The organism is Bacteroides sp. L10-4, from assembly GCF_013373675.1.
In the GTDB taxonomy this organism is placed as follows: domain Bacteria; phylum Bacteroidota; class Bacteroidia; order Bacteroidales; family Bacteroidaceae; genus Bacteroides; species Bacteroides muris.
The window spans coordinates 1-3,400 of record NZ_JABXJH010000116.1 but is presented as its reverse complement, the minus strand read 5'-3'; the positions used below and the strand labels follow the sequence as shown (position 1 = coordinate 3,400).

At 51.4% G+C, this 3,400-nt stretch carries 4 protein-coding genes; all 4 read right to left on the bottom strand.

Features of this window, described 5'->3' with window-relative positions; translation table 11 throughout:
* Positions 1 to 215: 215 nt before the first annotated feature.
* Positions 216 to 656 (bottom strand): DUF3872 domain-containing protein, encoded by a 441-nt coding sequence (locus HU824_RS19195; protein ID WP_176469720.1) that lies wholly within the window; start codon positions 654 to 656, stop codon positions 216 to 218.
* A gap of 13 nt (positions 657 to 669) precedes the next feature.
* Entirely contained in the window at positions 670 to 1,251 is a 582-nt protein-coding gene (locus HU824_RS19190) for a conjugal transfer protein TraO (RefSeq protein WP_176469719.1), read from the bottom strand.
* Positions 1,252 to 1,253: 2 nt separating this feature from the next.
* Entirely contained in the window at positions 1,254 to 2,189 is a 936-nt protein-coding gene (gene traN / locus HU824_RS19185; RefSeq protein WP_176469718.1) for a conjugative transposon protein TraN, read from the bottom strand.
* A 100-nt stretch (positions 2,190 to 2,289) separates the two neighbouring features.
* Positions 2,290 to 3,400, bottom strand: a 1,111-nt coding sequence (gene traM, locus HU824_RS19180) for a conjugative transposon protein TraM (RefSeq protein WP_176469717.1), incomplete at its 5' end; no start/stop codon positions are given.

Below are 3,400 nucleotides of genomic sequence, written 5' to 3'. Positions count from 1 at the left end.
TCAGACCGCAGGATTATGCAAGTAGCGACAACCTCTTTTACACCGTCAATAGGGCATTGGCGGCTGTCGGGGATACCTTGGGTATTAAACTTAAACATAATGCTGCTTAATTTTGATTAGTTACTTAAAGATAAATTATTTTGTAAAGTTACTCATAAATAAAGCACCCAGCAAATCTTGCCGGGTGTTTATTAACATATTCATTCAAAAACAGTTTATTCGTTCTCGTTCCTGTCATTATTGAACGATAGCGAAAGTTGCCGCACCTGTCCAAAGCTATCAATCACATAAATGTCTATCGTCTGCTGGTCTGTCGATGCCGAGGTGTAGTAGAGCCTGAACGTTTCTTTCTCCAGCGGGTATAGGTCATTGGGCAGGAACACCGTGCCGTTATCCATTTCCAGCTTCCCTTTGCCGTCCGGCTGGAAATATCGTATCTGATAGGTAGTCGGCTGGTAATAGCCGCCACGCACCAGTCGGCAGCGTATTTCGGCGGTTTCCCCGACTTTCAGCCTTTTGGGTACTGGCAGCGTCTCGATGCTGAACGGGTATGCCTGCTGAATATCCAAGTTGTCATTACAGGCGGTGACAAGCACAAGGGCGGCCACGATGCAGCAGCCCATGATGATTTTATACATTACATTCTTCATATACATTATTATATAGCGGTCAGTTGATAATGAATTTCAGTCCCAAAGATACCTGCGTGTGGAACTTGCCTATGTCCGAGCCGAACAACGCCCGTTCCCTTGCGTTCAGTAGCAGAGCCACCCGGTCGGTCAGGTAGGTTTCCAGTTCCAGCGTCAGCGCACCGCCGTAAATGAAGCAGTCCTTATCCAGCAAGGTAGAGCCGTCCGGCAAGAGCTTTTCGCTTCGGTTGCTTGTTTCATACCCGGCGAGTGCCGACAAGCCCAATGAAAGGAAAAAGGTCTTTCGCCTGTCCGATAGGAATTTCAGGTAGTAGCCGCCCTCTGCGGTGAACTGTTCTACGGATATCTGCATATCCTTGTAGTCATACTTCTTGTGCAAGTATTCCCCGCCAATCACCCAGCGGTTGGCGTTCTTGGTGTAAACGCTGTACGCCGCCCCGATATGGTAGGCGAAATCCGTGTTGTCGTTCCAATGCACCCCGTCCGCCATGCCCGCCGTGACCTGCAAGCCTTTCATGCCCGGCAGGTATCTTTGTGCGTGTGCCTGGTTGAAATGCAGGCACAGCACAAAGAGTATTCCGATAAATAGAAACCGTTTCATCCCTATTTGATTTTGAGTTCGTTAATCACTTCTGCGTTCACGATGTCGGCGTTTTCCACCCGGATAACCTGATGCCGCCCGCCGTTCTTCTCGTAAAGTTCCACGACCAGCAGCTTATCGTCAGGAATGGTGAACTTCGGCAGGGCGTACACCGTGCGCACGGTCGATTTCCCGGCAATCTCTATCACCTCGTTGTAACTTCTGACTGCATCCAGTACCGTTTCCTGAATAGCCGTGCGCTTAGGTACTTTCTTATCGACTATCTTAAACTTGATGAAGTCCGTATCGAAAGGCACGTTGGAACTGTTCTTCGTCTGCGTATGTACGTAGAGCATCCCGTTATAAGTATAAATGCCCTTGATTAAGAACTGTATGCCGAAACGCTTGCTACCCAAGTGGCGCACTTTCCGGTCATTGTTCTTGTAGATGCTCCGCATTATCAGTTTCACCAGCAGCGGGCTTTCATTACCTAATTCCCGGAAATAGATGTTCATACGGGTATACGAGAAATCGGACGTATCTTCATTTTCCAAAAAGTCTTTCATTTCGATGTTGAGCATTTCCGGCTCACGGGCGTACTTGGCGTTGAACGAGAAGAAACTCCCGTCCTCGCAGATAACGGAGAAGTTCGTTTCGCCCGGAAAGCCCTCTGTCGTGGCTTTCACCCGGATAACGTTCTCCGCACCGTCCGCCTTGCCCGCTATGATGTGGTTGCTTCCCAAATCGACATAGCGGACGGCAGCGGGGAAGATGATGTGTACCGTCTTGGCAAAGGTCACTTCCACGCCGTAGGGCGTTACCATTTGGCGGTACGGGAGTTTCCGGGTAATACCCCGGTACAAGTCGTTGCCAGCCGCATACTTCAAGGTGTCGGTTTCCTGTGCGTTTGCCGCACACACGCCCAGCAAAAGGGCGAACATTACAAAAATCTGTTTCATTGTTGATTGAAATTTTTACATAAATCTTGCTGCATTCGGCATAGCCCAAACAAGTTTGGCTCTGCTCTCATTGGCAAAGATTTTGTGGTTGATAAAATGGTTATTGTTGTTTGGCGTAAAGCATGACTTTATAGCCGGCTTTCAGCTTCACTTTCACGGTTCGGAACTTCTTGGCGAGGTAGCCGGACGTTCCTTGCAGCAAGCCCCTTGTCACGTCCATAGCCACCTGCTGCCCGGCACTCCGTGCAAAGGAAATGCTTGTACCCAACCCGCTGCCGATATTCGCCATTGCTTCGTTGAACGCTTCCTGCTCCATAGAGGACGGGACGGAAAGCCCCTTTTGCCCGTCCGTGTCGAACACTGCGAGTTCCACCGGGATGATGTTGCCAGCGTACTCAATCGAGGACACCAGTATGTCAAGCCGTTCGCCCTGCACCTTTGCCGTCCCCGCCACAAGGGTATTCTTCGGCACGACTATGTTTCCCGCCTGCATGGGTTCGAGCAGCCGTAGTTTCACCGCCTGCCCGTCCGTCAGGGTTTGGTCTTGGTGTATGCAGGCGGCTACCGTGTTCTTTCCCATAGCGTAGCCTGTTCCTACCGCCGTGTTGAAGCCGTAGTTTCGTGGCTGGCTGTAAGCCCGGATGAAGTCGGCATTGCTCATGGGCTGCTGCAACCCCGATACGGTCGTTTCCTGGATTGCCTGCACGGGGATAGCCGGAGTGCCGATACCGCCGCCGTTCTGCCCGGTTGTCGGTATTTGGGCAATCTGCCCCCTTTCTCTGTTCTGCCCGCCGTCATTCATGTATTTTGCCGCCAGTTCGTAGGATTTTTCCAAGAGTGCCATTTGGTCGTCAGCCGTAGGCGTGGCGTTCTGCTGTTGTTGCAGTCTGTCGGTCAGTTCCGCCACCTGCCGCTTCAAGTCCTCTTTTTCCTCGTCCACCGCCGGGGTTTCGTAGAACGTGCTTAACTGGCGGTTGATGTCCCGGTAAGCGTTTGCCGAATAAGAAGCACCGCTGCCCCTTTGGGATTTCGGTTCTTCTTCCGGCATCAGGTCGATTTCCGCCTGCGGTTCTTCCGTTTCATCGTCCCCCGTGAAACCGAAGTCCTGCAAGGATTGTATCTTGTCCTGCTGTTTGCGGTTCAGTATCGCCTGCTCGTATGCCTTTTGTTTGTCGGCTATAATCCCGTCCTCTGCGGGCAGGGGTATGTCG